Genomic DNA, 26,564 nt, shown 5'->3' with positions numbered 1-26,564 from the left:
CCGTTGAACCTGCGAAGGGGTGGAACGTCAAGATGGTGGACAGCGGGGGGCTTTGGACGCCCCCTGAGGACGAGCTCGGCGAGGCGCTGCAGACAGCCCAGGTGCTGATCGAGGAAGGCCGTGCCGACGAGGCCGGGCCGTACCAGCAACGCGTCATCGAGCTGGCCAGGGAGCGGGCCGAAGGGCACCCGAACCACTACGAGGCCAAGCATCTGATGGCCGCGACCCAGTACGAGCTGGCCGGCTCGCTGAACGCGTCCGGCCGGCACGAGGAAGCGCTTGCCGCGTTGCACGAGGCTCAACTCGGGTACACCGAGCTCAGCGACGCCGGTGTGCTCGTCGCGACCTCGTTCCTGGCCGACGTACGGGCCCGGCGGGCGATGACCCAGGCGCATCGCGGTCACGGGGCGACCGCCGTACTGGAGATGGACGGCGCGGTGATCGCGTACGGCCAGCTGGTCGGTGGCGACGAGGGCCTCAAGCACCAGCCGGATTTCGCCCGGGTGCTCGCGATGAACGCGCTGATCCTGCGGCGGTACGGCGATCCCGCGCTGGCAGTCGCATCCGCGGACGCGGCGACCCAGCTGTTCCTGCAGTTGGCCGACCAGATCAACGAGAGCCCGCAGTCGCTGTCGTACGCGCGCTATCTGTGTACGGCGACCGCCGTGTCGGCCGACGTCCACGCGGCCGAGGGCCGGCTCGACCTGGCACTCGAGGCGGACGAGATCGGCCTGACCACGGCCGACACGCTCGCTGACTCGGACTCGGCGACGGACATGCGCACGCTGGTCGCCGCCCTCACCCGGAAGGGAAAGCACCTCGGCATCGTCGGCCGGCTGATGGAAGGCGAGGCGTGCCTGCGGACGGCGTACGACACCGACCCGGAGACTGCGAACCGGGTGACCGAGGAGCTGGACCGCGGCCTGCCGCTCACCCTCGTCGCGGCGCTGGAGAACGCGGAGATCAAGCTCGGTCCGTTCGAGCAGTACCACCGGTTGCTGGCGCTGAGCGAGCCCGCGCCGGGGATGACGCTGGCGACCGTGTCCGGCCGGACCGATCCCGAGTCGGCGGCCGTCCGGGCGACCGAGCTCGCCGAGGTGATCCGGCCGCTGCTGCTCCAGGACGTGGAGACCGCGCTGACGCTCGGGCTGGAGGCGCACTATCTGTTCGCGATCTCGTCCGAGCGTGAGTCGCACCGGATGCGGTACGAGACGAGCACCTACGCGCCGATCTGGGCACAGCTGCTGCTCGACATCTCCGAGGCCTACTACCAGGGCGGGCGGACCGAGATGGCGCTCGACCTGGGCCGCTGGTGCGCGGAGGTGGCGACCGCGCTCATCCCGTTCACGGACGAGGACGCCGTGATGAAGGACCTGGCCGGCTCCTGCTACCGCCACCATGGCGACCTGCTGGCCGCCACCGGCGACCTGACCGCGTCCCAGCACGCTCACGAAGCCGCCCAGCAACTCCAGCTCGGCGGTTGACGCACTGCCCCCTCAGGCGGACGCTGACGCTGAGAGGGGGACTTCGTCATGGATGTCGTGGAGCTGCACAACCAGACCGTCGCCAAGTTCGCGAGGTTGGTCAACGAGGTCGGGCCGGACCAGTGGTCACAGCCGACGCCGTGCGCGGACTGGGACGTCCGCATGCTGGTGAACCATGTCGTCGGCGAGGAGCGCTGGACCGTCCCGCTGATGGAGGGCAAGACGATCGCCGACGTCGGCAACTCCCTCGACGGCGACCTGCTCGGCGACGACCCCGTCGCCGCCGCGTCCACAGCGGCGCGCGACGCCGAGGTCGCGGCCGGCCGGACGATCGCCAAGGTGCACCTGTCGTACGGCGACGAGGACCCGGCCGAGTATCTGCGGCAACTCGCCGCCGATCACCTGATCCACGGCTGGGACCTGGCGGCCGCGATCGGCGCCGACACCCGGCTGGCCCCCGAACTGGTCGCCGAGGTGGCCGGCTGGTTCGCGGAACGGGAGGAGATGTACCGCTCGTCCGGAATGATCGGCGAACCGGTCGAAGGTTTCACCGACCCGGCGGACCAGTTGCTCGGAGCCTTCGGCCGCGATCCGCGGTGGAAGACTTAGGAGTCCTGGAGGTCGGTCCGCAAGGCACCGACGAACAGGCCGGCCTCGGCCTCGGTCATGCCGGTTTCGGAGACGACGAGGGCGGTCGCCTGGTGAAGGTCGCCGGCGGCCTTCAGCGTGCGGGTGCGCTCGGCGAGGTTCGCGCCCGGCAGGCGGACGACCGGCGTACCGGTGGTGGGTGGCACGTAGCGGCCGAGCCGGATGTCGTCGACCATGCCTTTGGCGTGCTTCAGGTCCAGGCCGGTACGCTCGCGGATCAGCTTGACCGCGTGCACCATCTTCTTGGTGGTGATCAGGAACCGCACCTGATCGACGTCATCGGGGGACAGTCGCGCCCGCGCTGCGGCGAGGGCAACATTGTCCGCGTCCTGGCTGCTGTGTCGGCTGAACAATCCCATGCCGCAATCCTTCCAGAACCTCTCAACCCGCACGCGCCACCTCCGGCGTACCGCTTGATCCGTGCAGGAGCAGGACGCCGGTGGTCATGCCGTCACCCGACGACGACCTCGACCCGCTGGAACTCCTTGAGCTCCGTGTAGCCGGTGGTGGCCATCGCGCGCTTCAGGGCGCCGACCAGGTTCATCGTGCCGTCCGGGACCCAGGACGGGCCGAACAGGATCTGCTCGAGGGTGCCGGTCACGCCGACCTCGACCCGCTCACCGCGGGGCAGGTCCTGATGCCAGGCCTCGGCACCCCAGTGGTACCCGCCGCCCGGCGCATCGCTCGCCCGGGCCAGCGGCGAACCGACCATGACCGAGTCCGCGCCGCAGGCGATCGCCTTCGCCACGTCGCCGGACCGGCCGACCGAGCCGTCAGCGATCACGTGCACGTACCGGCCGCCGGACTCGTCCATGTAGTCGCGTCGCGCCGCCGCCACATCGGCCACCGCCGACGCCATCGGCACCGCGACCCCGAGCACCTTCCGGGTGGTGTGTGCCGCGCCGCCGCCGAACCCGACGAGCACGCCGGCCGCACCGGTCCGCATCAGGTGCAGCGCGGCCTGGTGCGTCGCGCACCCACCGACGATCACCGGTACGTCGAGGTCGTAGATGAACTGCTTCAGGTTCAGCGGCTCCGCCTGACCGGACACGTGCTCGGCGGAGACCGTCGTACCCCGGATGACGAACAGGTCGACGCCGGCGTCCACGACGTGCTTGGCGAACTGCTTGGTGCGCTGCGGCGACAGAGCGCCGGCCACGGTGACACCGGAGTCGCGGATCTCCTGCACCCGCTGGGAGATCAGCTCGGGCTTGATCGGCGCGGAGTAGATCTCCTGCAGCCGGTGCGTCGCCTGCTCCTTGCTGATGCTGGTGATCTCCTCCAGCAGGCTCGACGGGTCCTCGTACCGCGTCCAGAGGCCCTCGAGGTTGAGGACGCCGAGGCCGCCGGCCTTGCCGATCGCGATCGCGGTGGCCGGTGACATCACCGAGTCCATCGGCGCGGCCAGGATCGGCAGCTCGAACCGGTAAGCGTCGATCTGCCAGGCGACCGAGACCTCCTCGGGGTCCCGCGTCCGGCGCGACGGCACAATCGCAATGTCGTCGAACGCGTACGCCTGCCGCCCCCGCTTCGCGCGGCCGATCTCGATCTCGGTCATCTGGTTCCTTCGGTTGGCAGGCAGTGTCAGCGGCCGGAGTAGTTCGGGGCCTCGACTGTCATCTGGATGTCGTGCGGGTGGGACTCCTGCAGGCCGGCGGAGGTGATCCGGACGAAGCGTCCCTTCTCCTGCAGCTCGGCGACAGTGCGGGCCCCGGTGTACCACATCGACTGCCGCAGGCCGCCGATCAGCTGGTGCGCGACCGCGGAGAGCGGGCCGCGGTACGGGACCTGGCCCTCGACGCCCTCGGCGATCAGCTTCTCGTCGCTGCCGACGTCGCTCTGGAAGTAGCGGTCCTTGGAGTACGACTTGCGCAGGCCGCCGGACTGCATCGCGCCGAGCGAGCCCATCCCGCGATAGGCCTTGAACTGCTTGCCGTTGATGAACACCAGGTCGCCCGGCGACTCCTCGCAGCCGGCCAGCAGCGACCCGAGCATGACGGTGTCCGCACCGGCCACGAGGGCCTTGGCGATGTCACCGGAGTACTGCAGGCCGCCGTCGCCGATCACTGGCACGCCGGCCGGCTTGCAGGCCAGGGACGCCTCGTAGATCGCGGTGACCTGCGGTACGCCGACGCCGGAGACGACCCGCGTCGTACAGATCGAGCCCGGGCCGACGCCGACCTTGACGCCGTCCGCGCCCGCGTCGACCAGCGCCTGGGCGCCGGCGCGGGTCCCGACGTTGCCGCCGACGACGTCGACGCCACGGGTGGCCGGGTCGGCCTTGAGCTTGCGGATGATCTCCAGCTGGGCCTGGGAGTGACCGTGCGCAGTGTCCACCACGAGCACGTCGACGCCGGCCTCGATGAGCGTCATCGCTCGCTTGTAGGCCTCACCGAAGAAGCCGATCGCGCCACCGACCCGCAGCCGGCCGGTGCCGTCCTTGGTGGACAGCGGGAACTGGTCGCGCTTGACGAAGTCCTTCAGCGTGATCAGGCCGGTGAGCTTGCCGGCGTCGTCGACCAGCGGCAGCTTCTCGACCTTGTGCTTGCTGAGCAGCGCCATCGCGTCGTCGGCGGAGATGCCCTGCTTGCCGGTGATCAGCGGCTGCTTGGTCATCACCTCGCGGACCGGGCGGGACAGGTCGTTCTCGAACCGCATGTCACGGTTCGTCACGATGCCGACCAGGACGCCGGCGTTGTCGACCACCGGGACGCCGGAGATCCGGTACTGCGCGCAGAGTGCATCGGCCTCGCCGATGCTGGCGTCCGGGCCGATCGTGATCGGCTGCGCGATCATGCCGGACTCCGAGCGCTTGACCAGGTCGACCTGCTGGGCCTGGTCCTCGATCGAGAGGTTGCGGTGCAGGACGCCGAGGCCGCCCTGGCGGGCCATGGCGATCGCCATCCGGGCCTCGGTGACGGTGTCCATCGCGCTGGACAGCAGCGGGATGTTCACCTCGACGTTGCGGCTGACCCGGGACCGGGTGTTCGCCTCGGAGGGGATGACGTCGGACTCGTTCGGCTGCAGGAGCACATCGTCGAAGGTGAGGCCGAGGACGGCGAACTTGTCGGGAACTCCAGTGGGTGTGATGTCCATGGGGAAAGCGAGCACCTTTACACGGCGAGATCGGAACCCCATGGTATCCGCGCCCGCCCGGAGCCCCGAACCGGCCGTCCACAAGTCCGCCCGCCGCTGGTAGGCGGCGGGCGGGACGAGGTGTGGACTACTAGGCGGTCGGCTTGTTGACGACGCCGAGGATCTTCAGGACGTTGGCGTCATCGGTGGAGCCGTGCGTACGGGCGATCGCGGCATGCCTGCCCTCGGCGTACAGGCCGGTGGAGTGCTTGCCCGTCGGGTAGACCTTCCGGACCGAACCGGAGGTGACCTGCCCGCTCGAGTGCTTCCCGAACGCCGCGACACTGCTGCCGAAGAACTGCTCGGCGCTCTGAACCTCGGCCGGAGCCCCGGTCGGCGTCGGCAGGATCGGCTTCAGGATCTTCTCGACCACCGCGGCCAGCGGGTCGATCACCGGTACGTCGCCGGCCGGCTTCTGATCGTCACCGGTCCCGGTCTGGCCGGTGCCCGACTGGTCCGAACCCGACTGGTCCGTGCCGGACTGGTCGGTGCCGCCGGTGCCGGACCCGGTGTCGCTCGGCGGGGCCGTCGTCGTACCGCCGGGGTCCGACGTCTCGCCCTTGTTGTCACCGGTGCCGGTGTCCCCGGTGTTCCCGGTCCCAGTCCCAGTCCCAGTTTCGCCGGTCCCGGTCTCACCGGTGCCCGTCTCGCCGGTGCCCGTGGTGGGCGGATCGGTCGGCGGGGTCGCCGGCGGTTCCGTGGTGGTCGGCGGGTCGGTCGGTTCCGTGGTGGTCGGCGGGTCGGTCGGTTCCGTGGTGGGCGGGGTCGTCGGCTCCGTCGTCGTCGGGTCCGTCGGCTCCGTCGTGGTCGGGTTGTCCGTCTTGGTGTCGTCCGTCGTCGCCGGCAGCTTGGTCGGCTGCGGGTCCGTCGGCTCGAGCTCCGTGACGGTCGGCTGCTCGGGGATCTGCGGCAGCGCCCGCTGCAGGACGTCCTGCTGGTCCTTCGGACGCAGCACCGACGCCGGCGGAATCGGATCCGTCTGGATCTGCTTCTCGTCGGCCGCGGCCTTCTGGTCGGCCTTCTCCTTGTAGTCCTTGGCGACCTTCACGATCTTCGTCTTGTCGACGACCGGCATGCCGTCGAGCTGTTCCTTCGGGAAGCTGGTCTGCGGGCTGACCGCGTCGACCACCTTCTCGATGACCTTCTCGTACGGCGACAGCGGGTCACCGTTGACGGCGGCGGCCACCCCGGAGACCGACAGCGCGGCCACCGCGGCGACACCGAGTGCCAGACCCCGCGCCGCCATCTTGCGGGCGAACGGGTCCATCACCGGGTTCAGCGCCGCACAGCGCGCCAGGAAGCTCTCCGGATCGTCGATCGTTTCTACTGGTAGCTCGTCCTCGACCTCCACTGCGAGCCGCAGATCGGCCAGCAGCTTCACGGCCGGGTCGTGCTCGCCCGCGGTTCGCGCGGACTCCCCACCAGCAGCTAGCAGGTCGAGCAGTGCGTCATCGGCGTCGATCGCGTCCAGGTCGAAACGGTCAGCCATGATGCCCCTCCCCTGCTCCTCGTCCCTCATGCCCCACCACATACCCCCTGAGCGTGTTCAACGCTCGATGTTGTGCGACCCTCACCGCCCCCGGTGTCATCCCCAGTGCCCGGCCGGTCTCCTCGGCTGACATCCCCGCTACCACCCGGAGCCGCAGAATCTCCCGCAACTTCTCCGGCAACTTGTCCAGCAGCCCCATGATGTGCTGGACCTCCGAGTGCCGGACCGCGTGCTCTTCCGGCGTCGGTGACTCGTCCGCGCCGTCCGGCAGATCCGGCGTCGAAACGTCGGCCACCGCGAACGCACGCTGGGCATCGGCGACCTTGCGGGCCGCGATGCCGTAGACGAAAGCCTCGAAAGGCCTCCCCTCGTCACGATACCGGCCCAACGCGCCGAACACCGCGACACAAACCTCTTGAGCGACGTCGTCGACCATGTCGGCGCCGCCGGGATAGGTCCACAGACGGGACCGTACGTAGCGGTGCGCAACGGCGCGCACCCTGGTGAGCAGGTCGTTAAGAGCTGTGCGGTCCCCGTCGCCGGCCAGCGCGGCAAGATCCTTGAGCTCGACCCGGTCGTGGGTGTGCGGTACTTGTACCTCGGTCACCCCTCGCCCCCTCGTGTTCAGACCGGTCAGCCTGAAAGATGGTACGACTCTCACCTTCAGTTGCCTAGTGGCAATTCGTGAGCAAATCCAGATTCTGATTACGATCCGTCACTACTCGCCCGTACGGACTTCCGTCTCGGATCCGGGGGCGTCGAAGTGCAGGACGGCGGAGGCGTGATCGCCGCCCCAGTCGATCGGCGTACGACCTGTTTCCCGCCAGCCGGCCCGCCGGTACAGCGTCACCGCCGCACCCCTGTTGTCCACAACCTCCAGCGACAGCTTGCGCCCGAGCTCAGCCGCGATCGTGACGCAGTGGTCCAGCAACTGCCGCCCGATTCCCGCCCGAGTCACCTTCGGATCCACGAACAACCGCTCGACGGACGCGCCGTCGGCGCGGTTCGGGGTCAAGGCCACATGCCCGACAACCCGCCCGTCGGCCACAGCCACCCAGCAGCCAAGGCCGTCCGCCGGCGTCAACCACCGCCGAGCATCCGCAGGCCAGTTGATCGGATACCCCGCCACCTCATGCACGTCCCCCAACAACCCCACGCACACGTCCAGATCGTTGTCAGCCCGCTCCCGAATCTCAGCCACCACCCCATCCCACCAGACACCTCCTGGCGCCAACAAAAGCGCCGCCCGGCCGGTCCGAGTGGACCAGCCGGGCGGCGCCCATGAACTACTACCTGAGGATCAGTGACCGTGGCCGTGGCCGTGACCGGCTGCGGCGGGCTCCTCGTCCTCGGGCTTGTCGACCACCAGCGTCTCGGTGGTCAGCAGCAGCGCGGCGATCGAGCCGGCGTTGGCGAGCGCGGACCGGGTCACCTTGACCGGGTCCAGCACACCCTGGGCCAGCAGGTCGCCGTACTCACCGGTGGCGGCGTTGAAGCCGCTGCCGGACTCGAGCTCGGCCACCTTCGACGTCACGACGTAGCCCTCGTAACCGCCGTTCTCGGCGATCCAGCGCAGCGGCTCGACGATCGCCTTGCGGACGATCCGGACACCGGTGGCCTCGTCACCTTCGAGGTCCAGGCCGCCGTCCAGCACGGTGGCCGCGTGGACGAGAGCGGAACCGCCACCGGCGACGATGCCCTCCTCGATCGCGGCCCGGGTCGCGGACACGGCGTCCTCGATCCGGTGCTTCTTCTCCTTCAGCTCGACCTCGGTGGCCGCGCCGACCTTGATCACACAGACGCCACCGGCGAGCTTCGCCAGCCGCTCCTGCAGCTTCTCGCGGTCCCAGTCGGAGTCGGTGCGCTCGATCTCGGCCTTGATCTGGTTGACCCGGCCGTCGATGTCGTCGGACTTGCCGGCGCCCTCGACCACCGTGGTGTTGTCCTTGGTGACCACGATCCGGCGAGCCGAACCCAGCACCTCCAGACCGACCTGGTCCAGCTTGAGGCCGACCTCGGGGGCGACGACCTGCGCGCCGGTCAGCGCGGCCAGGTCCTCGAGCATCGCCTTGCGGCGGTCACCGAAGCCCGGCGCCTTGACGGCGACGGACGTGAAGTTGCCGCGGATCTTGTTCACCACGAGGGTGGACAGGGCCTCGGCCTCGACGTCCTCGGCGATCAGCAGCAGCGTCTTGCCGGACTGCACGACCTTCTCCAGCAGCGGCAGCAGGTCCGCGATCGCGGAGATCTTGCCCTGGTGGATCAGGATGTACGGGTCCTCCAGCACCGCTTCGCCGGCCTCGGCGTCGGTGATGAAGTACGGCGAGATGTAGCCCTTGTCGAACTGCATGCCCTCGGTGAACTCGAGCTCGGTTCCGAAGGTGTTCGACTCCTCGACGGTGATGACACCGTCCTTGCCGACCTTGTCGAACGCGTCCGCGATCAGGGTGCCGATCTCGGCGTCGCGGGCGGAGATGGTGGCGACGTGGGCCATGTCGCCCTTGTCGTCCACCGGCCGCGCGGTCTCGACCAGCCGGGCCGACACGGCCTCGACGGCCGCCTCGATACCGCGCTTCAGGCCCATCGGGTTGACCCCGGCCGCGACGGCCCGCAGGCCCTCGTGCACCAGCGCCTGCGCGAGCACCGTCGCGGTGGTCGTGCCGTCACCGGCGATGTCGTTGGTCTTGGTGGCGACCTCCTTGGCGAGCTGCGCACCAAGGTTCTCGAACGGGTCGTCCAGCTCGACCTCACGGGCGACGGTGACACCGTCGTTGGTGATGGTCGGGGCGCCCCACTTCTTGTCCAGGACGACGTAGCGGCCCTTCGGCCCCAGCGTCACCTTCACCGTGTTCGCGAGCTTGTCGACGCCGCGCTCCAGCGCGCGCCGAGCGTTCTCGTCGAACTCGAGGATCTTCGGCATGAAAAATCCAGTCCCTCTCTGAAATTCGCTCTTTCGTAACAGCAGGTACCGAACTCGCTGACCCCAGACCGACTCCGCCCCGGCGCCGGTACGGCACCAGGGCGGTGTCAGTCAGGAACAGCGAGCGGTCGTCACTTGCTGACGACTGCGAGGATGTCGCGGGCGCCCAGGATCAGGTAGTCCTGGCCGTCGTACTTGACCTCGGTGCCGCCGTACTTGGAGTAGATGACCTTGTCGCCGACGGCGACGTCCAGCGGGACGCGGTTGCCGTTGTCGTCGATCCGGCCCGGACCGACGGCGAGGATCTCGCCCTCCTGCGGCTTCTCCTTGGCGGTGTCCGGGATCACCAGGCCGGACTTCGTGGTCTGCTCGGCTTCGAGCGGCGCGACGAGGACGCGGTCCTCGAGCGGCTTGATCGTGACCGACACTTGCTGACCTCCACGGTCGATTTGCTTGTCTGCACTTCAGGGTGGTCGCGCTCCCCTGCCGTCGCGGGGGTCAGAGGCCGGACCGCTGGCACCCTCGGGTGGAGAGTGCCAACACCGAATCTAGGCCGCGATTAGCACTCGGTCAACTCGAGTGCCAGACACTTCTCAGGGTGAGACATCACGACGCCGGGTCGGCTGTGACGAATCGGGCACGGAATGTGGTCAAACGCTGGGCCGAACCGGTGCCGGCGTGCGACCGTTCTGTGACAACGGTGTGCCGCCCCGAGGAGAGGCCATGGCTCTCAACTTCCCGTCTCTGCCCAACCTGTCCGGGCGCACCGTCGCGGTTCTGGCCGCGGTCGGAGCAGTCGCCATCGGTGCCGTAGCCGCCGGCGCTTCGAAGGATCAACCCGCGAGCCCCGGCGCCCAAGCCCCCGCTGTCGGCCCGGCCCCGCAGGCCGACGCGGACCAGGGCGGGGACACCGCGCGCACCTCCGCGGATGCTGAGACCAAGGCCGCTGCTGCCCTCCCGCAGTGCCGTTCAGCGCGGCTCGTACCGGTGAACCGCAGCTGGGGCATCCCAATACCCTCGATCTACGGCAGCACCAGCACGACCTGCAACCTCATGTACGGCGACGACCCGGACCGCGGCTCCACCCGGTACGGCGACCCCGACACCGCCATCCGGGTCCTCCAGCGCAACCTGAACTTCTGCTACGGCTCGAAGCTCGCTGTCGACGGCATCTATGGCAGCAACACCCGTGCGATGGTCAAGGCGGTCCAAAGCAAGCACAAGCTCGTGGCCGACGGCATCTACGGCCCCAAGACCCGCTCCGCCATGAACTGGCGCCTCTACTCGTCCGTCACCAACAGCTGGAGCAAGGGCTGCTCGAGTCCCCTCTAGAGTTGCCGGGTGACAGTCACCGCCTTGCTGGAGGGCCCTGGGGCTGAGGTGCTTGCCGCTGCCTGCGCCGACTACCACCCCGGCCGCGAACTGCAGCTCGTGGAGAAGCTCCGGCGACGGTACGACGCCACCCTCGTGACTGCTGCTGTCACCCAGGCCGCACTGCGCCACCGAGCCGTCGCCAAGTTCGGTACGGACTCCACGCGGATGTACTTCACCCCGGACGGCCTGGAGCAGGCCACCCGAACCACTGTCGGCTCACACCGAGCCGCACGCATCGCATCCGCCGTTCCTGGAGCCAGCGTGGTCGACCTGGGCTGCGGCATCGGAGGCGACCTGATCAGCGCCGCCCGCGCCGGCCTGCGGGTCACTGGTGTCGAGCGCGACCCGGAGACCGCAGCCACGGCCTGCGCCAACCTGGCCGCGCTCGATCTGCCCGGTGAGGTCTTGGTGGGTGACTCCGAGTCCACCGACCTCACGCCGTACGACGTGGTGTTCGCCGACCCGGCGCGACGGGCCGATGGGCGGCGGGTGTTCGACCACAACGCCTATTCGCCGCCATGGTCCTTTGTGACGGAGCTCCTGCGGCGGACTGCGTGTGTGAAGGTCGCACCGGGTATCCCGCACGCCGCCGTACCCGACGGAGTCGAGGCGGAGTGGATCAGCGATGCCGGCGAGGTGAAGGAGGCTGCCCTGTGGTCTGGGGCCTTGTATGCCGGTGTGGCGCGACGGGCGACTCTGCTACCCGGCGGAGCCAGTGTCACCGAGGCGCCGGAGGTTGAGAGCGGCCCGGTCGGTCAGTACATCTACGAGCCCGATGGGGCCGTAGTGCGCGCCGGTCTGGTAACCGCTGTGGCGGCCGCGGTCGATGGGTGGTTGCTGGATCCACGGATCGCCTATGTCACCGGCTCGAAGCTCGCGCCGACTCCACTGGCCTCGGCGTACGAGGTGGTCGAGGAGCTGCCGTACAAGGAGAAGGCACTGCGCTCCTGGGTCCGTACGCAGGGCATCGGGACGCTGGAGATCAAGAAACGCGGGGTTGATGTCGATCCGGCGCAGCTCCGCAAGAAGCTCGCCCCCAAGGGCTCCGCCACAGCTACTCTCATCATCACTCGCATCGGCCGAGACGCCGTCGCCTACTCCTGCCACCGCATCCGACCGGACTTGCATTCTGAGTGCATTCGAACATATGATCGATCTCGCGAGCGGGTCCCCGGGGACTTGCCGGTGGGCGAGGTGCTGCGTCTGCTGCTGCACTCCCCGGGGGCCCGCCACTAACGTCGACTGAGCGTTACGCGGGTGCCGTCAGGCGTTCATCTGGGTTCGGCAGGGTGATGAGTGGAACCGGTCGGCCGCTGACCGTTCGCCTGGGGATCGAGCGGCGTACAAACCCCAGGCCTCTGCCCACTGCCGTGCCCTTCCCCGCACTGCAGTGCAGTGCAGTGCAGTTCAGCCCACCTGGAAGCGTTCCAGCACGGGCATGCGGAGGCGAGCCACCGCGATGGACAGGACCGCGGCCGCCGACGACCTTCGCCCGTACTGCGCAAGCGGCTCAGAGTCGGCGCCGGTCGCCAGAGTGGGTGCGGACCCGAGAGCGTTCGCGGTGAAGGTGGCGACCAGGGTGTTCCAATCGGTCGGGCGGTGGAGCATGCCGTGCGTTTCCGTCTCGACCGCGTAGACGGTGACCGGGGTGCCGGTAGCGCGGAGGCGGTTGGCATAGGCGGCCGTGGCGCGGGGGTCGGTGATGGTGTCGAGAGTGCCGTGGGCGAAGGTGACCGGCGGACGGAGTGCGGTCAGCGGCTCGCCGTCCGGGAGCCAGGGTGCCAAGGCCAGTACGCCGGCCACGCGGGGATGGTCGCCCGCGGCAACAACCGCGCGGCCGCCCATCGAGTGCCCGATCAGGACGACCCGGCGGATCACCGGCGGGAGCCCGTCCAGGACGGCGCGGAGGTCCACCGCGGGGTCCGCGGCGGCGCCGTTCCATCCGCGGTAGCGGTACCGCATCAGCCCGATCGCAGCCTCCGGGACGGCCGAACGCACGGCTTGCGCGAACGGCCACATCCGAAGGATGGCACCGCTCCACAGGTGCGGGTCGGCCGAGGAATGCTCCGACCCGCCATGGGCGAGCAGGACGAGATCCGTCGCCCCCACCGGATGCCGGAGCAAGTCGACCCCAGGAGGGGTCACGAGCGGTTGTAGATGTCGGCGGGTTTGCGGCGGATGATCATCATGCGCTCGGGGTCGGGGAGTTCGGTGAAGCCGTAGCTGCGGTAGAGCTCGTGGGCGTCCGCGGTCGCCAGCATCAGGCGGCGTACGCCGGCCAGGTCGGGGTGATCGATCAAGGTCGACACGACGAACTTCCCCAGCCCGTGCCCACGCTGCTCGGGGACGACGAACACGTCAGCCAGCCAAGCGAAGGTCGCCCGATCGGTCACCATCCGCGCGAAGGCAACCATCGCACCGTCGGACGCGTAGACCCCTAGGTTCAGCGAGCCGGCGATCGACCGCGCCACCACGTCACGCGGGATGCCCGGCGCCCAGTACGACGTACTCAGGAAGCCGTGCACCACGTCGACATCGATGCGGGCGGCATCGTCGTCGGCCTCGAATCCGTCGCGGCTCCACTTCACTTGTTCAGCACCTCCGTGATCGGCATCGACGAGTCGGCCGGCAACCCCAGCGGCGACGGCGCCTTCCCGGCGCGCACGAGCTCCGAGCCGAGGGCTGCAACCATCGCACCGTTGTCCGTGCACAACCCAGGCCGCGGCACGCGTACGGCGATGCCCGCCGCGGTGCAGCGTTCTTCCGCCATCGCGCGGAGCCGGGAGTTCGCCGCGACCCCACCACCGATCAGCAGGTGTTCGAACCCACGGTCCTTGCACGCGTCGATCGCCTTGCGGGTCAGGACGTCACACACCGCCTCCTGGAACGCGGCGGCGACATGGTTGACCGGCACGTTCTCACCATCGCGACGCCGCGCCTCGACCCAGCGCGCCACCGCGGTCTTCAAACCAGAGAAGGAGAAATCGAACCGGTGCCGCTCGAGATCCCGTTGCGAGGTCAGCCCGCGCGGGAACGTCACGTAGAGCCGATCCCCGCCGTCGCGCGCCGCTTTGTCGACATAGGGACCGCCCGGGAACGGCAACCCCAGCACCCGTGCGACCTTGTCGAAGGCCTCCCCCGCGGCGTCGTCGATGGTGCTCCCCATCGGCACCACGCCGTCGGTGATGTCTTCGACCGCGAGCAGCGACGAGTGCCCACCGGACACCAGCATCGCGACGCAGCCCTTCGGCAGATCGCCGTGCTCCAACGTGTCGACGGCGACATGCGCCGCCAGGTGGTTCACGCCGTACAAAGGCTTGTCGAGCGACAGCGCCAGCCCTTTAGCTGCAGCTACTCCAACAAGCAGCGCACCGGCGAGACCAGGCCCGCTCGTCACCGCGACCGCATCCACGTCCGTCGGCTTGATCCCCGCCGTCTCGCACGCGCGCCGAATGGTCGGGACCATCGCCTCCAGGTGCGCCCGGCTGGCCACCTCCGGTACGACGCCGCCGAACCGCGCATGCTCCTCGACACTGGACGCGATCGCGTCGGCGAGCAGCGTCTGCCCACGGACGATCCCGACCCCGGTCTCGTCGCACGACGTCTCGATCCCCAGAATCAGGGGCTCCACGCTCACCGCATCTGAACTCACACCGACTCCCGCCACCGCATGATCACCGCATCCTCGCCACCGGCGTAGTACCCACGTCGCCGGCTGATCTCCTCGAACCCGAAGCCGCCGTACAGCTCCACGGCCAACTCGTTGCCCGCAGCAACTTCCAGCAACACCGTCCGCCCGGCACACCGGGCCAGCGCCGCCGTCATCAACTGCCCGCCGATCCCGGTACGCCGTTCCGCCGGAGTCACCGCGATCCGCAACAGTTCCACCACATCCAGAGCCACCGGCGGCACCAGGAGTACGACGTACCCGACCACCGAGCCCTCGTCCGCGACCAGGATCACCCGATCCTCGGCCAGCCGGTCGAACTCGGTCGTCCACGCGACCGTACTCCACGCCGACGACCCGAAGCACACCTCGTCCAGCGCGACCAGCGCCGGCAGGTCAGCCGCGACAGCAGGCCGAATGGCGGGTCTCACTTCGGCAGCACGCTCTTCGGGCCGGCGGACATCGTCACGTCGGGCCGGCGCAGGTACAGCGGCTCGGGTGCGACGACGTCCAGCGTCCCGGTCGCCACACCGTGCGCCAGCACCTCGGCCGATGGGTACTCCACGACATCCACACTGTCCAAGCCGAGAGCCTCGGCGTAGAGCACAGCGCCGCGCCCGATCACGGGCAATCCCGACAGCACATGCGCGACGTCGGCCGGGCGATCCACCGCCGGGCCTTCCAGCCGGCGACGGCTCCCGTCCACGGCCGGACCGTCGTACACGGCCCAATAGATCTCCTTGCGCCGCGCATCGGTCGCAACGGCCACCGGCAACGTCAACGACGACTGCCGCGCGACGACATCCAGGCTGCAGACCCCGAAGATCTCGATCCCGAGCACGTCGGCCATCGTCCGCGCGGTCACCAACCCGACCCGCAACCCGGTGAACGGACCCGGTCCGACGCCGACCGCGATCCCGGTCAGGTCGCGCGCCGTGATCCCGGCGGTCGCCAAGGCGTCCGCGATCGCGGGCGCGAGCAACTCACCGTGCCGCAGTGCGTCCACCGTGGTCGACGACGCGACGATCTCACCGCTCACAGCATCCGCGAGAGCGACCGTGACAGCAGCGCTCGAGGTGTCAAAGGCAAGCAACATGTCAGTTCTTCTCCAGTACAGACACCCGTACGCCGGACGCCGCCCAGCGCGGACCCACCGGCGTGATCCGCAGTTCGCGCGTCTCGTCCGTGTCGTCGTCGCCCCGGGTCACCACGACGTCCAGCCGATCCGGCGCCAGCGCCTCGGCCAGTCCGTGACCCCACTCGACGACGGTGACCGCGTCCTCCAGACTCGCGTCGAGGTCGAGGTCGTCCAGTTCGGCGAACCCGTCAAGCCGGTAAGCATCGACGTGCACCAACGCGGGACCACCGGCCAGCGACGGATGCACCCGCGAGATCACGAACGTCGGCGACGTGATGGCACCGCGCACCTTCAGCCCCACGCCGAGGCCTTGCGTGAACGTCGTCTTGCCCGCCCCCAGGTCACCGGACAGCACGAGCACATCGCCGGCCCGGAGCTGCCCGGCGAGCTCCTCGCCGATCGCCTGCATGTCGTCGGCCGTCGGCACGGTCAGCTCCAGCGGCATCGCCTTGGCGTAGATCAGGTTGTGGTCCCGCTGCTCGACGATCGAGTACCCCCGCCGCCGCCAGAACTCCACGGTGTCCGGCAGTTCGACCCGAGCGACCAGATTCACCCGGCTCACGCCTCGGCGTACGGCGGCCTCTTCGGCGCACCCAACCATCGCCGAGGCCACGCCGCGGCCCTGGTGGCGCGGGTCCACCGACACGCAGCGCAGGGTGAGTAGGTCACCGGTCTGCTTGAAGAGCAGTGCGCCAGCGGGTGCACCGTCGATCAGCACGAGCAGCCCGCCATGCTCCGCGATCGCGGCGGCCACCGTCGTGGCGTTCTCGGACAGCGCGGTGGCCGGCGGGTCAAGCACCCGGCGAGCCGAGAAGGCGTGGTGGATCACCGCGACGATCTGGTCGACGTGATCCACCGTGGCGTCGACCACATGCAGGTCGGTCATGCGGCCTCCCGGCCTGGACTGAGGAGCGTAGGGAGCGCAGCGACTGGAGCGACGAAGGAAGGCCGGGAATCAAGGCCCCATGACGCCGCCGGCGCCGGAGGCCCGGCCAAAAGCACTGTCATGTGTGTCCTAGCGATTGTTCGGCTCGCTCGATCATGCCAAGGAGGGCGGCCGTGAACTCACGGTGGTGCTCGATCAGGCCCAGGTGACCGCAGTTCTTCACCTCGACCAACTCCGCCCCGGGCACCCGCCGAACGATCTCCTCGGCGTGGCCGAACGGGGTCAGATGGTCCTTGTCGCCACCGATCACCACGCACTCGACCTTCTGCAGCGGCTCGAGCGAGTCGAACTTGTCGTGCAGCGCGAAGATCGGGTAGAACTCCGCGATCACCTCGATCGGCGTGGCCGCGATCATCTCGTTGACGAACTCGGTGAACGCCGGCGGGACCTCGGAGCCGAACGAGTACTTCCGGGTCAGCAGGTAGCTGATGTCCGTCCCGGCCTTGCGGCTGCGCTCGACCACCTCGGGGATCCGGGCCAGCGCCGCGACCGTCGGGGTCGCGAGCGCCCGGGCCAGCATGCCCACCTTGCCCGGGAACACGATCGGGACCCGGTCGAGCCCGCCCGCGCTGGTCGAGCACAGGCCGACGCCGATGATCCGGTCGCCGAAGAGCTCCGGATACTGCTCGGCCATCGCCATGATCGTCATGCCGCCCATCGAGTGCCCGATCAGGATCACCGGGCCGGTCGGCGCGAACTCCTCGAGGATCCCGTGCAGGTCCTGGCCGAGCTGGTCGATGCTGACGCCCGACCTCGGCGACCGGCCGGACCGCCCGTGCGAGCGCTGGTCGTAGAACACCATCGTGCCGATGCCGGCCATATCCCGGCGCTCGAAGTGCCAGGCGTCCATGTTCAGCCCGTAACCATGCGCGAAGATCACGGTCAGATCTTCCGGCGGCAGCGGCAGCTTCCGGCCGAACCGGCGCTTCGGTGGCTCGGGCCGGCGGGACCGCTTCAGCTCGTCGACCTCGACGTACAGCTCGACGCCGTCGTCGGCGGTGAACACATGCGGGGTGCCGCGCACCGAACCGAACGGCTCGGCCTCCAGCTGTTTGCGCTGCCCCGACCGCCGGCCGATCACCTGACGTTCGACGGCGACACCGGCTGCGGCACCGGCCGCCAGCACTCCGACCGCGGCCCCGATCAGACCGGCCGTCCGCCCTGCTTTGGACATGCCGGTTTACCTTTCGACTGGGGCGGTGGGGCGGGGAAGGTCTTCAGAACTGTCGACGTACCGACGGGGGATCCGGGCTCCCAGCCGGGTGACGATCTCGTAGTTGATGGTCCGCGCGGCGTCGGCCCAGTCGTCCGCGGTCGGCTCACCCGCCGTCCCCGGCCCGAACAGCACGACCTCGTCACCCGCGGCCGCCTCGCCGTCCTCGAGGTTGACCACGCACTGATCCATGCAGATCCGGCCGACCACGGTACGACGCTCGCCGCCGGCCAGGACCGGGGCTCCGTTGGACGCGTGCCGGGGCAGGCCATCGCCGTACCCGAGCGGGATCAGGCCCAGCGTCGACGGCCGCGGCGCGGTCCAGGTCAGGCCGTACGAGACACCCGCACCCGCCGGCACCCGCTTCACCATCGCCAGCCGCGCCTTCAACGTCATCGCCGGCCGCAACCCCAGCTCGTCCGACGGCAACGCGTGCCCGAACGGCGAGAGCCCGTACGTCGCCACGCCCGGACGGACCAGGTTGAAATGGGTCTCGGGCAGCGCGAGCGTGGCACCCGAGTTCGCCAGATGCTTGAACTCGGCGTCGATCCCGAACGACTCGGCCACCTCGATGGCCTCGGTGAAGGTAGACAGCTGGGCCTCGTTCGCCGGGCTCTTCGGCTCGTCGGACGACGACAGGTGCGACCAGATGCCCTTGATCTCGATCCGGCCGGTCGCCTGTGCCCGCACCGCGGCCCGGATCAGTGCCGGCCACTCCTCCGGTACGGCGCCGCCCCGGCTCATCCCGGTGTCGATCTTCAGGTGCACCCGGGCCGGTCGATCTTCCACGCCGGCTACCAGCTCGTCGATCTCCCACGGCGCACCGGCGGACAGGTCGATGCCGGCCGCAATCGCGTCGGCCAGCGGCTCGCCGGGGGTGGTCAGCCAGCAGAAGATCGGTCCGGTGTCGCCGGCGTCGCGCAGCGCGAGCGCCTCCTCGAGAACAGCGGCACCGATCCAGTCGGCGCCGGCCTCGCGAGCGGCCCGGGCGACCGGGATCATCCCGTGCCCGTAACCGTCGGCCTTGACCACGGTCATCAGCTGCGCGCCCTCGGCACGGGCACGCAGCGTGGCGACGTTGTGGCGGATCGCGCCCAGGTCGACGACCGCCTCGGCACGGACGGGGCGGGCGCTGCCAGGTGACTGGAGGGTAGACATAGCTCCTCCAGTGTCTCAGGCTCCGTCGAGCAGTTCGGCCAGGGCGGCCATGTTGTGGAAAACCGCGTCCGCATCGGCGAGCTTCGCGGGGTCCGTCATCCCGGCGTACCCGAAGACCTTCATGCCGGCCGCAACCGCCGCGGCGACACCGAGCGGGCTGTCCTCGACGACCACGCAGTCGGCCGGCTTCACGCCCATCGACGCGGCCGCGTGCAGGAAGAGATCGGGCGCGGGCTTGCCGTGGGCAACGTCCTCGGCGCTGAAGATCCGGCCCTCGAACCGATCCAGGAACCCGACCGCGGTCAGTGCCGTACGAATCCTGCGGTGGGTGCCGGAGGATGCAAGACAGTAGGTGACACCCCGCGCCTGGAGGTGATCGAGGACAGCCTCCACGCCCTCGATCGCCTGCAGGTGGGCGAATCCGTCGAACAACCGCTGGTGGTAGCGATCCTCCAGATCCGCCGGCAGCGGATGGCCCAACTGGACCTCCGTCTGCTGCCGCATCGACGCCATGCTGCCGCCCATGAAGTCACGCACGGTTTCCTCGAACGTGTAGGGCAGCCCGGCCTCGGTGAGCAGCTCGGCCAGGATCGTGTTGGCCAGCCGCTCGGAATCCACCAGTACGCCGTCGTTGTCGAAGATCACGAGTCCGGTCACGACGGAAACCCTAAGCGGAAACCTGAGCGGCCACCGCGACGTGGGGGTCGTCGCGGTGGCCGCGGGGTGCGCGAGAGCGCGGGGGTCAGTTCTCCTGGATGGAGAAGTCGGTGAAGTTGAAGCGCTGCTTGGTGTTGCCGGTGGACACCACCTCGACACCGAAGTCGACCTGCCAGGTGGTGGCCTTCGGGGCCCAGCCACGGCCGATCATGTCGTTGAAGAAGCTCGCCAGCGGCATCGTGCCGGACTTCTGCGTCACCTGGGACACGTACGCGGTGTAGCCGTCCTCGTGCCAGACGTCGTACGTGAAGCCGCCGAAGGTCACGGTGCCCACCTTGCGGCCGGCCGGGACCTGACCCTTGTTGTCGGTCCAGATCATCAGCTCGTTGTTCAGCCCGTCGCCGATCCACGCGTCGAACGCGACGTTGTAGATGCAGGCGGAGCAGTTGGCGGGCGTGGTCGCCGCGAACTTGGCCGACTGGATCTTCGACAGCGCGACGTCGTTGTAGTCCTTGTGCACGTTCGGGTACGCCTGGACGCCCTTGTCACCCGGCAGCGGCTGGGTAACGTCGAGGAACCAGTTGTCGTAGTTGCAGGCACTCAGCGTGTACGTACCGTTGTCGTTGTTCCACATGTTGTTGTGGACGTAGTACGCACCGAACGTCCGGCCGTCACCCTGGTTGTTCGTCGAGGTGGTGACGAACGACGGGTTGGTGCAGGTCTGGCTCGGGCTGCCAGTCGACGTGGGGGTCGTCGTCGACGGTGTGGTCGTGGTGGGAGTCGACGTCGGCGGCTTGGTCGGCGTCGACGTGGTCGTCGGCGTCTGGGTCGGCGCCGGCGTGCTGGTGGTCGGCGGCTTCGTCGGGGTTGCCGTCGTGGTCGGGGTCGGTGTGGTCGGCTGCGCCGGCGCGGCGACGAAGTCGTAGTGCGCCGTGTAGCTCAGCTTGGTGCCGGCGCGGTACTTCTGGCCGTCGTAGCGCAGGGCACGCAGCCGGTAGCTCTGGTCTGTGGTCTTCGCCGGGTCGATCGACAGGATCGCGGGTCCGGACGCGGTCGCGGTGATGGCGACCGGCTTCTTGCCGAATCCGTGCACCACGGTGCAGCTGGAGTAGGCGTCCAGGACGCAACTCTCGACGCGACCGATGCTCGGAAGATCGAAAACCGCGCTGTCCGCGGCGCTCGCGGTCGCCACAGGGGAATCCTTGGCCGCGTGAACGACGATCGGTGCGGCGATGAGTGCACCGACGGCAAGGACGACCGCTGGGACAAGCTTGCGGGTCCGGGCAGTTCGGGTGGGGGGCATGCGTAACATTCCTCGTCTGCTCGACGGGCCACGCTGTGTTGCCCCAGAACTTCAGTGTGACCCAACAACTGTTCGTTTGGTCCCCAGAGAGGCCAGGAAAAGCCGGCGTCCCCGAAACGCCGAACCGATCCGGCAGACCGGCGTACCGGTCCTGTTCCTTCTCGTGAGCTCTCGCGTACGCCGGTGACGTTATCGAACCGTGATATCGCCCGCCAACCCGGGGCCTCGACTTAACGAACCCTTCACACTGCAACGCGGGCCTGGCAAACGGCATCCTTAGGGTGTGAAGACGCGGATGATCGCCCTCGCCGGAGCCGGTTTGCTGCTCGCCCTGACCGCCTGCGGGAACGACACCGCGGCAGGTGCGTCGCTGACCGGAAACTCGTACCTGTCCACCGCTGTGACCGAGAACGGAAAGCCCAAGCAGCTCGCGCCGAACACCCGGGTCCGGCTGGATTTCACCGACGACGGCCGCCTGGTCGGGGACGCCGGCTGCAACTCGATGCAGTCCAAGGTGTCGACCGACAACGGCAAGCTGACGCTCGAGGGCGGCCTGGCGATGACCATGATGGGCTGCGAGGGTCCGCGGCAGGGTCAGGACTCCTGGCTGGCGAACATCCTCAGTAGCAAGCCGACCTGGACGCTCGACGGCAGCAAGCTCGACATCACCGCCGGCAGCACGACGATCTCGCTGGTGGATCGCGAGACCGCCGAACCGGACGTCGCCCTCGACGGCACCCGGTGGTCCCTGGAGACGGTGATCACCGGCGACGCCGCCACCAACTTCGCGGGCTCCCAGAACGTCTGGATGACGCTCAACGGCGAGCGCGTCACCGGATCGACCGGCTGCAACGACTTCCAGGCCACAGTCGCCCGCGCCACCGGCAAACTCACCTTCGGCGAACTGGCCACCACCCGCCGGGCCTGCGCCGGTGACGCCGCGCGACTCGAGACCGTCCTCCTCACCGCGCTCAAGGGCGAGGTCGGTTACGAGGTCGACGCCAACCGGTTGAAGCTTCGGACCTCAACCGGCGGCCTCGACTTCACTACCCCGCGCTGAGCCGGACGTCGAACGCCTGGACCTCGTTCTGCGGGGTCTCGTAGGACACGAGCAGATGTCCGTTGGTCCTGAGCTGGGTGCGTTGGGCGGCGGTCAGCGGGATCGACCAGTGCTGGACGCCGCGCGTGATCTGCTGGCTGGACTGTTTGACCAGGTGGCCGCTCATGTCCGGGGACCAGGGTGGGGTCGCACCGTCGGTGAGCGCGCAAGGGGTCAGTCCGTAGTCGGGCGGCGGATCGGCGGCCGTCGTACAGGTCGTTGTCCAGACCGGGATCGCGCCGATTTCGCCAGTGGTGAGGAAGGCCCGCGCTGTGCCGGACCCACGTGAGTTGGTGACCAGGTCGACGCTGCTTCCGCGGAGTGCGGCGGACAGGATCGTCAGGTCGCTGGTCGGGACGCGGCCCGAGATCGGTACGCCGTTACGCGCGGACTGGGCGATGGTCTGGGGTGACAACGCACCGTTCAGGTTCGGGTTGGACACGTTCGGCGGTGCCGGCGTGGTCGGGCGGTCCGCGGGCGGCGTGTAGCCCGGGAGGGTGGCGAGACCCCAGCGGTACGGGTCGGACTGGACCGATCCGAGCGCCGACCAACCCAGTCGCGTGCTCATGTCGATATGCCGCAACGTCGTCGTACCAGCCGCCGAGGTGTCGTCGTTGTCGTACGGCGTGATGTTGAGGCCGAGCCGGGTCGGGTCGACCGCGGCGGGGAGGTCGGCCAGCGGGATCTTCACCTCGAGGTCGTACCCGCCACCCGCATACGCGTGCGGAACCGTGGTCTCGTTGCTGCCGACCCACTGTGCGGTCGAGGCAACCTGCACACCCGGCGCGTTGCCGGTGTCGAGCGCACCACTGGAGTAGCCCTGATGGTTGTCCGCATCTCGCTCCCAGCAAGGCCCGCCGCTCTGGCTGAACGGGAAGATGCCGAGCTTGAACGTGTTCGCCGTGTCCATCAGCGCCTGCGAGGCAGTCCCGCGCGGGTCGAGCAGGATCTCGACCGAGTCGGCCTGCCAGTGACCGACACATTCGGCCGGAGTCACGGCGTACGACTGGTAGTCGTCGCGGACGTGGATGAAGAAGTAGAGGGCGTCGTCGGACCAGCTCACCTTGGCTGTACTGCCTTCTCCTGTTGAGGAAACGCCACAGTCGTCGACGCCGGTGCAGGTGGCCGCGCCCTGCCAGATCCGGCCGAGGTCGAGCGTCGGACCGGGGTACTCGCCCGGCCCCGCCGTACCGTCGACCACCGGTGTCGCCTGCGGGATCACCGTCGTCGGGACCAGTGTGAGCGTCAGGGTCTCGCTACCGGTCGCGGTCCGGATCGGGATCGAGACGTTCTGCTGCGCGGGCAGTGTCGTGTCGGTGTTGGTCAGCTTGAACGTGACCGTGGCGTCAGCGCCGGGGGCGAGGTCGTAGGGCTTGGACGGCGCGTCGACGGTGAAGTCGGCCGGGAGGTCGAGGGAGACCGCGCCGGTCTGCTGCTGCGTGGACCAGTTGTGCACGACGACCGGTATGTCGATGGTCGTGCCGATGCCCATCGACTGGATCGCCTGGGACCGGCCGAGACGGTTCGCCTGGGGTGCGGTGTTCCGTAGCCACTGGTCGTACTCGGCCCAGTTGCCCCAGCGCTGGAAGCGGCCTTCGGCCGGGGCCACGATGCGCACGACGTTGTCGGTGTAACCGGAGGCATGCGCGGTGGTGTAGGTGGCGGACACCTTCGCGTTCTGGTCGACCGGAGCGGTCGCCGACGGGGTGACGGTGAAGGTGACGTCGGCCCGCGAGCCGGCCCGGACCTGCTGGGGGCCGTCGGTCGACCAGCCCGCCGGGACGGTCAGCTGGACGTTGCCTTTGGCAAGCTTTCCGCGCAAGTGCAGGGTGGCCTGGAACGGCTCACCGGCGACGTTGTAGAACCGCGAGAACGTCAGGTACTCCAGGGTCCCCAGCGGCAGCCCGCCGGGATCGGGTTTCTTCGCACCGAAGAGGATCGCGTCGTCGAGCCCGGCCTGCGGACTGCTGTTCGGCTGGAACGGTACGAACGACTCCGTCATGCCGAACCGCGGGCACGCCGGAACCGAAGTCCCCTTGAACATCACGCGGCTCTGCGTCGGGTACGCCGCCCGGCCCTCGTCCGCGACCTGCTGCCAGATCTTGGCGGTCCCGGCCGGCTGTCCCTGCAGGTTCCCGGCCGGCCAGACGTACGGCGAGTTGTGGCCGGTCCACACGCCCGCGACGGTGTCGAGGCCGGTCGGAGTGAAGCCGGTGGTGCAGTTCGCTGCCGACGTCGTACCGCCGGTTCCCGCCGTACTGCCGCCGGAGAAGACCTTCTTCACCTGCCACGTGCTGAGCGCGTGCGGTCCCTTCAGCTGCTCAGGGAAGCGGGTCGGGTCGGCGGCCGCGAGGACGCCTTCCCAGATCAGCCGGCCGGCCTGCTGATGGTTGCCGTGCCCGGCCGCGAGGGTCGGGGTGAAGCCGATGTAGATCTCGGGCTGGGTCTCGCGGATCACCCGCGTCACCCGGCGCAGTGTCTCCTCCTCGTCCCAGAAGTACTGCGTCAGCGGCGCGCTCTGGTTGTAGAAGAAGTCGATCCGGTCCAGGTTGAAGATGTCGACGGTCCCGGACCGGTAGTGCGCGACGCGGTCCTCGTTCTCCCGCCGCAGGCCCAGGTCCGGCCCGAGCTCGTTCCCGGCCGCGTTCCCGCCGCCCTCACCGCGGGTGACCTGGATGACGCCGCATTTGACGCCGTACAGCTGATGCCAGACGCCACACGGGCCGATGATGCTCGTGTCGTCGTCCGGATGGGCCCACTCCCCCATCACGTCGATCTTGGTCTGGGCATCAGCCACATACTGTTTCGGGCCGGCCTGGGCAGGCACCGGCAGAACAGCGAGCAGGACAAGTACGACGAACCCCACGAATCGCTTCACGTGCACACTCCAAAGGCGGTGGAGGCACTAGCAGATTCAGTCCTACGTCCGCACCACTCAGGTTCGCAACAGATATCGCGTGGCGTCCGGCAACGCGGCCGCGACCGACAGGGCCGTCACCGGGGCGCTCGACGAGGCCAGGTTGGCCGCGGCGGCGTGCAGGTAGGCACCGACGGAAGCAGCATCGAGCGGTGTCAGACCGGCAGCGAGGAGGGCGCCACAGAGGCCGGCCAGGACGTCGCCGGCACCGGCGGTTGCCAGCCAGGGAGTGGCGTTGGTGTTGACCCGGACGTGACCGTCGGGGCTGGCGATGACGGTGGTCGCGCCCTTGAGCAGGATCGTCACGTCGAAGCGTTCGGCTGCCAGGCGAGCGTGCTCGAGTCGACTGGCTTCGACGGTGGCACGGTCGACACCGAGCAGTCTGGCGAGCTCACCAGCATGGGGTGTCGCGAGTACGTTGACGTGGTCGCCGGAGTCGTCGAGTGCCTTCAGTCCGTCCGCGTCGAGGACAACCGGCTCTTCCGCGTCCAGCAATTCGCGGATGCGCGGGATATCGAGGCCATCGCCCATGCCGGACCCGATGGTCCACGCCTGCACGCGGCCTTCGCCGGCCACGATCTCCGGGTGGGCCGCCCGGACCTCGGCTGCGACGGCGTCCGAACCGACGTACCGGACCATGCCGACCGGGCCGCCGAGAGCACCGGCCGTCGCGATGACGGCGGCGCCGGGGTACTGAGCCGATCCGACCATCAGGCCGAGGACACCGCGGGAGTACTTGTCGGACTCCCCATGGGGCACGGGGTAGCGGGCGCGGACATCGGCAGCTTGGAGCGACTCGACGGGGGCCGATGGGAGGTCGAGGCCGATCTCGACGAGGTGGACCGGGCCGCAGGCGGTGGCGGCGGGGTCGATGAAGTGACAGATCTTGTGCGTGCCGAAGGTGACGGTGAGTGCGGCGCGGACGTGCGGCTCGGGGGTTTCGCCGGTGTCGACGTCGACGCCGGAGGGCGTGTCGACGGCGACGATCGGTACGCCGTACTGGTCGGCCAACTCGATGGCCTCGAGAGCGTCGGGGCGAAGACCCGGACGGCCACCGATCCCGACGATGCCGTCGACCACGACGTCGGCCGCCGGGATGTCGTCGGTCGAGCCGACGCGTCCGCCGGCTGCCCGCAGCGCCGCCAGTCCTTCGGCGTGGGCTTTCGCGGAGAGCAGTACGGCGGTCACCCGGGCACCGCGGCGCGCGAGCCGGGCACCGGCGTACAGGGCGTCGCCTCCGTTGTCGCCGGAGCCGATCAGCAGGACGACGCGGGCGCCGTACGTACGGCCAAGAAAGTTGCCAATGGCAACCGCGAGGCCGGTGGCCGCGCGCTGCATCAAGGTGCCTTCCGGGAGCCGTGCCATCAGCTCGGCCTCGGCGGCCCGGACCTGTTCGACGGTGTATGCGCGGCGCAT

At 69.1% G+C, this 26,564-nt stretch carries 25 protein-coding genes; 5 read left to right on the top strand and 20 right to left on the bottom strand.

The window, feature by feature from the left end:
- The first annotated feature begins 32 nt into the window (after window positions 1-32).
- Complete coding sequence (locus tag ACZ3HV_RS28450) at window positions 33-1,484, top strand: hypothetical protein (RefSeq protein ID WP_465688430.1); 1,452 nt, start codon at window positions 33-35, stop codon at window positions 1,482-1,484.
- 48 nt (window positions 1,485-1,532) lie between these two features.
- Window positions 1,533-2,093 (top strand): TIGR03086 family metal-binding protein, encoded by a 561-nt coding sequence (locus ACZ3HV_RS28445; protein ID WP_465688428.1) that lies wholly within the window; start codon window positions 1,533-1,535, stop codon window positions 2,091-2,093.
- Here the strand turns inward: ACZ3HV_RS28445 and ACZ3HV_RS28440 are convergent.
- From ACZ3HV_RS28440 to groES, 8 genes are all read right to left on the bottom strand, one after another.
- A complete protein-coding gene (locus ACZ3HV_RS28440; protein WP_465688426.1) occupies window positions 2,090-2,491 on the bottom strand; it encodes a hypothetical protein in 402 nt (133 codons plus the stop codon). The two genes, ACZ3HV_RS28445 and ACZ3HV_RS28440, sit on opposite strands and share 4 nt — an antisense overlap.
- A gap of 92 nt (window positions 2,492-2,583) precedes the next feature.
- Window positions 2,584-3,690 (bottom strand): GuaB3 family IMP dehydrogenase-related protein, encoded by a 1,107-nt coding sequence (locus tag ACZ3HV_RS28435; protein ID WP_465688424.1) that lies wholly within the window; start codon window positions 3,688-3,690, stop codon window positions 2,584-2,586.
- 26 nt (window positions 3,691-3,716) lie between these two features.
- Window positions 3,717-5,228 (bottom strand): IMP dehydrogenase, encoded by a 1,512-nt coding sequence (gene guaB, locus ACZ3HV_RS28430; RefSeq protein ID WP_465688422.1) that lies wholly within the window; start codon window positions 5,226-5,228, stop codon window positions 3,717-3,719.
- Between the two features lie 130 nt (window positions 5,229-5,358).
- Window positions 5,359-6,756, bottom strand: a complete 1,398-nt coding sequence (locus ACZ3HV_RS28425) for a hypothetical protein (RefSeq protein ID WP_465688420.1) — start codon at window positions 6,754-6,756, stop codon at window positions 5,359-5,361.
- On the bottom strand, window positions 6,749-7,363 hold the full coding sequence (gene shbA / locus ACZ3HV_RS28420) for an RNA polymerase sigma factor ShbA (RefSeq protein WP_360376874.1): 615 nt from the start codon (window positions 7,361-7,363) through the stop codon (window positions 6,749-6,751). The genes ACZ3HV_RS28425 and shbA overlap by 8 nt, the downstream gene beginning before the upstream one ends.
- A 111-nt stretch (window positions 7,364-7,474) precedes the next feature.
- Window positions 7,475-7,957, bottom strand: coding sequence for a GNAT family N-acetyltransferase (locus tag ACZ3HV_RS28415; protein ID WP_465688418.1), 483 nt, complete (start codon window positions 7,955-7,957; stop codon window positions 7,475-7,477).
- Window positions 7,958-8,056: 99 nt separating this feature from the next.
- Entirely contained in the window at window positions 8,057-9,676 is a 1,620-nt protein-coding gene (groL, locus tag ACZ3HV_RS28410; protein WP_465688416.1) for a chaperonin GroEL, read from the bottom strand.
- 131 nt (window positions 9,677-9,807) lie between these two features.
- Window positions 9,808-10,104 (bottom strand): co-chaperone GroES, encoded by a 297-nt coding sequence (groES, locus tag ACZ3HV_RS28405; RefSeq protein WP_130384566.1) that lies wholly within the window; start codon window positions 10,102-10,104, stop codon window positions 9,808-9,810.
- Between the two features lie 295 nt (window positions 10,105-10,399).
- On the opposite strand from groES, the gene ACZ3HV_RS28400 reads away from it, so the two are divergent.
- Both ACZ3HV_RS28400 and ACZ3HV_RS28395 read left to right on the top strand, forming a co-directional pair.
- The gene (locus ACZ3HV_RS28400) at window positions 10,400-11,008 is read left to right on the top strand and encodes a peptidoglycan-binding domain-containing protein (protein ID WP_465688414.1); all 609 of its coding nucleotides are present in this window, start codon (window positions 10,400-10,402) and stop codon (window positions 11,006-11,008) included.
- A 9-nt stretch (window positions 11,009-11,017) separates the two neighbouring features.
- Complete coding sequence (locus tag ACZ3HV_RS28395) at window positions 11,018-12,286, top strand: class I SAM-dependent methyltransferase (protein ID WP_465688412.1); 1,269 nt, start codon at window positions 11,018-11,020, stop codon at window positions 12,284-12,286.
- 171 nt (window positions 12,287-12,457) lie between these two features.
- On the opposite strand, the gene ACZ3HV_RS28390 is transcribed toward ACZ3HV_RS28395, so the two are convergent.
- The 10 genes from ACZ3HV_RS28390 to ACZ3HV_RS28345 form a co-directional block, all read right to left on the bottom strand.
- A complete protein-coding gene (locus tag ACZ3HV_RS28390) occupies window positions 12,458-13,195 on the bottom strand; it encodes an alpha/beta fold hydrolase (RefSeq protein ID WP_465688410.1) in 738 nt (245 codons plus the stop codon).
- Window positions 13,192-13,638, bottom strand: a complete 447-nt coding sequence (locus ACZ3HV_RS28385; RefSeq protein ID WP_360381220.1) for a GNAT family N-acetyltransferase — start codon at window positions 13,636-13,638, stop codon at window positions 13,192-13,194. The genes ACZ3HV_RS28390 and ACZ3HV_RS28385 overlap by 4 nt, the downstream gene beginning before the upstream one ends.
- Window positions 13,635-14,687, bottom strand: a complete 1,053-nt coding sequence (tsaD, locus tag ACZ3HV_RS28380; protein WP_465688809.1) for a tRNA (adenosine(37)-N6)-threonylcarbamoyltransferase complex transferase subunit TsaD — start codon at window positions 14,685-14,687, stop codon at window positions 13,635-13,637. Before tsaD ends, ACZ3HV_RS28385 begins: the two co-directional genes overlap by 4 nt.
- A gap of 11 nt (window positions 14,688-14,698) precedes the next feature.
- Window positions 14,699-15,148 carry a GNAT family N-acetyltransferase gene (locus ACZ3HV_RS28375; RefSeq protein ID WP_465688408.1) on the bottom strand — a complete coding sequence of 150 codons (450 nt, stop codon included), beginning with the start codon at window positions 15,146-15,148 and terminating at the stop codon, window positions 14,699-14,701.
- A complete protein-coding gene (gene tsaB / locus ACZ3HV_RS28370; protein ID WP_465688406.1) occupies window positions 15,145-15,813 on the bottom strand; it encodes a tRNA (adenosine(37)-N6)-threonylcarbamoyltransferase complex dimerization subunit type 1 TsaB in 669 nt (222 codons plus the stop codon). The genes ACZ3HV_RS28375 and tsaB overlap by 4 nt, the downstream gene beginning before the upstream one ends.
- Before the next feature lies 1 nt (window position 15,814).
- Window positions 15,815-16,741, bottom strand: a complete 927-nt coding sequence (gene tsaE, locus ACZ3HV_RS28365) for a tRNA (adenosine(37)-N6)-threonylcarbamoyltransferase complex ATPase subunit type 1 TsaE (protein ID WP_465688404.1) — start codon at window positions 16,739-16,741, stop codon at window positions 15,815-15,817.
- A gap of 118 nt (window positions 16,742-16,859) precedes the next feature.
- A complete protein-coding gene (locus ACZ3HV_RS28360; RefSeq protein ID WP_465688402.1) occupies window positions 16,860-17,975 on the bottom strand; it encodes an alpha/beta fold hydrolase in 1,116 nt (371 codons plus the stop codon).
- Between the two features lie 6 nt (window positions 17,976-17,981).
- The gene (gene alr, locus ACZ3HV_RS28355) at window positions 17,982-19,172 is read right to left on the bottom strand and encodes an alanine racemase (RefSeq protein ID WP_465688400.1); all 1,191 of its coding nucleotides are present in this window, start codon (window positions 19,170-19,172) and stop codon (window positions 17,982-17,984) included.
- A gap of 15 nt (window positions 19,173-19,187) precedes the next feature.
- Window positions 19,188-19,829: an HAD family hydrolase gene (locus tag ACZ3HV_RS28350; RefSeq protein ID WP_465688398.1), complete on the bottom strand. Its 642-nt coding sequence runs from the start codon at window positions 19,827-19,829 to the stop codon at window positions 19,188-19,190.
- Between the two features lie 85 nt (window positions 19,830-19,914).
- On the bottom strand, window positions 19,915-21,132 hold the full coding sequence (locus ACZ3HV_RS28345) for a GH12 family glycosyl hydrolase domain-containing protein (protein WP_465688396.1): 1,218 nt from the start codon (window positions 21,130-21,132) through the stop codon (window positions 19,915-19,917).
- Window positions 21,133-21,415: 283 nt separating this feature from the next.
- Here ACZ3HV_RS28345 and ACZ3HV_RS28340 point away from each other — a divergent pair, with 283 nt between their 5' ends.
- Entirely contained in the window at window positions 21,416-22,192 is a 777-nt protein-coding gene (locus ACZ3HV_RS28340; protein WP_465688394.1) for an META domain-containing protein, read from the top strand.
- Here ACZ3HV_RS28340 and ACZ3HV_RS28335 read toward each other — a convergent pair.
- Both ACZ3HV_RS28335 and ACZ3HV_RS28330 read right to left on the bottom strand, forming a co-directional pair.
- A complete protein-coding gene (locus ACZ3HV_RS28335) occupies window positions 22,179-25,109 on the bottom strand; it encodes a PIG-L family deacetylase (protein ID WP_465688392.1) in 2,931 nt (976 codons plus the stop codon). The genes ACZ3HV_RS28340 and ACZ3HV_RS28335 overlap by 14 nt on opposite strands.
- A gap of 57 nt (window positions 25,110-25,166) precedes the next feature.
- Window positions 25,167-26,564: an NAD(P)H-hydrate dehydratase gene (locus ACZ3HV_RS28330; protein ID WP_465688390.1), complete on the bottom strand. Its 1,398-nt coding sequence runs from the start codon at window positions 26,562-26,564 to the stop codon at window positions 25,167-25,169.

The organism is Kribbella sp. NPDC020701 (assembly GCF_055562215.1).
This window is presented reverse-complemented; position numbering and strand designations above follow the sequence as displayed.

What these genes read in the sequence shown, in the direction of transcription:
- ACZ3HV_RS28450 (WP_465688430.1), top strand. Translation starts at nt 33, where the DNA reads ATGGTGGACAGCGGGGGGCTTTGGACGCCCCCTGAGGACGAGCTCGGC.
- ACZ3HV_RS28445 (WP_465688428.1), top strand. Translation starts at nt 1,533, where the DNA reads ATGGATGTCGTGGAGCTGCACAACCAGACCGTCGCCAAGTTCGCGAGG.
- ACZ3HV_RS28440 (WP_465688426.1), bottom strand. Translation starts at nt 2,491, where the DNA reads ATGGGATTGTTCAGCCGACACAGCAGCCAGGACGCGGACAATGTTGCC.
- ACZ3HV_RS28435 (WP_465688424.1), bottom strand. Translation starts at nt 3,690, where the DNA reads ATGACCGAGATCGAGATCGGCCGCGCGAAGCGGGGGCGGCAGGCGTAC.
- guaB (WP_465688422.1), bottom strand. Translation starts at nt 5,228, where the DNA reads ATGGACATCACACCCACTGGAGTTCCCGACAAGTTCGCCGTCCTCGGC.
- ACZ3HV_RS28425 (WP_465688420.1), bottom strand. Translation starts at nt 6,756, where the DNA reads ATGGCTGACCGTTTCGACCTGGACGCGATCGACGCCGATGACGCACTG.
- groL (WP_465688416.1), bottom strand. Translation starts at nt 9,676, where the DNA reads ATGCCGAAGATCCTCGAGTTCGACGAGAACGCTCGGCGCGCGCTGGAG.
- ACZ3HV_RS28400 (WP_465688414.1), top strand. Translation starts at nt 10,400, where the DNA reads ATGGCTCTCAACTTCCCGTCTCTGCCCAACCTGTCCGGGCGCACCGTC.
- tsaB (WP_465688406.1), bottom strand. Translation starts at nt 15,813, where the DNA reads ATGTTGCTTGCCTTTGACACCTCGAGCGCTGCTGTCACGGTCGCTCTC.
- tsaE (WP_465688404.1), bottom strand. Translation starts at nt 16,741, where the DNA reads ATGACCGACCTGCATGTGGTCGACGCCACGGTGGATCACGTCGACCAG.
- ACZ3HV_RS28360 (WP_465688402.1), bottom strand. Translation starts at nt 17,975, where the DNA reads ATGTCCAAAGCAGGGCGGACGGCCGGTCTGATCGGGGCCGCGGTCGGA.
- alr (WP_465688400.1), bottom strand. Translation starts at nt 19,172, where the DNA reads ATGTCTACCCTCCAGTCACCTGGCAGCGCCCGCCCCGTCCGTGCCGAG.
- ACZ3HV_RS28345 (WP_465688396.1), bottom strand. Translation starts at nt 21,132, where the DNA reads ATGCCCCCCACCCGAACTGCCCGGACCCGCAAGCTTGTCCCAGCGGTC.
- ACZ3HV_RS28330 (WP_465688390.1), bottom strand. Translation starts at nt 26,564, where the DNA reads ATGCGCCGCGCATACACCGTCGAACAGGTCCGGGCCGCCGAGGCCGAG.